We start from the raw sequence: 1,082 nt of genomic DNA on the forward strand, positions 1-1,082 counted from the left end.
TCTTCCATCGCGATCGGCTTGATCAGTTCCACCACGAACGTGATGTTATCCCCGGGCATGACCATCTCCACGCCTTCGGGCAGTTCCACCACGCCCGTCACGTCCGTCGTGCGGAAGTAGAACTGGGGACGGTACCCGCCGAAGAACGCGCTGTGACGCCCGCCTTCGTCCTTGCTCAGCACGTACACGCTCGCTTCGAACTTCGTGTGCGGCTTGATGCTGCCGGGCTTCGCCAGCACCTGGCCGCGCTCCACGTCGTCACGCGCCACGCCGCGCAGCAGCACGCCCACGTTATCGCCCGCCATGCCGCTGTCCAGCAGCTTGCGGTGCATTTCGATCCCGGTCACGGTGGTCTTCTTCGTGTCGCGCAGACCGATGATTTCCACTTCGTCCTGGACCTTCACGACGCCACGTTCCACGCGGCCGGTCGCCACGGTGCCACGACCGGTGATCGTGAACACGTCTTCGACGGGCATCAGGAAGGTCTTGTCGGTGGCGCGCTCGGGGGTGGGGATGTAGCTGTCCACCGCGTCGAGCAGGTCCCAGATGCGGTCCACCCAGTTGTTCTCGCCGCGGGCGGTCTTGGGGTTGGCCTGCAGGGCTTCGAGGGCCTGCAGGGCGCTGCCCTTGATGACGGGCAGGTCGTCGCCGGGGAACTCGTACTTGCTCAGCAGTTCACGGACTTCCATTTCGACGAGCTCGAGGAGCTCTTCGTCGTCGACCATGTCCACTTTGTTCATGAACACGACGATGTAGGGCACGCCGACCTGACGGGCGAGCAGGATGTGCTCGCGGGTCTGGGGCATGGGGCCGTCAGCGCTGGACACGACGAGGATCGCGCCGTCCATCTGTGCGGCACCGGTGATCATGTTCTTGACGTAGTCGGCGTGGCCGGGGCAGTCCACGTGGCTGTAGTGGCGGGTGGGGGTGTTGTATTCGACGTGGGCGGTGTTGATGGTGATGCCGCGGGCCTTTTCTTCGGGGGCCTTGTCGATCTGGTCGTAGGCCAGCTTTTCGATGGTGGGGTCCATCGCGGCGGCCGTGAAGGTGATCGCGGCGGTCAGGGTGGTCTTGCCGTGGTC

1 protein-coding gene is annotated in these 1,082 nt (G+C 64.7%); it reads right to left on the minus strand.

Annotated elements, in window-relative coordinates:
- A partial coding sequence (gene tuf / locus IEY69_RS21595; protein ID WP_189075126.1) for an elongation factor Tu occupies positions 1-1,082 on the minus strand: 1,082 nt, incomplete at both ends.

The organism is Deinococcus sedimenti (assembly GCF_014648135.1).
In the GTDB taxonomy this organism is placed as follows: domain Bacteria; phylum Deinococcota; class Deinococci; order Deinococcales; family Deinococcaceae; genus Deinococcus; species Deinococcus sedimenti.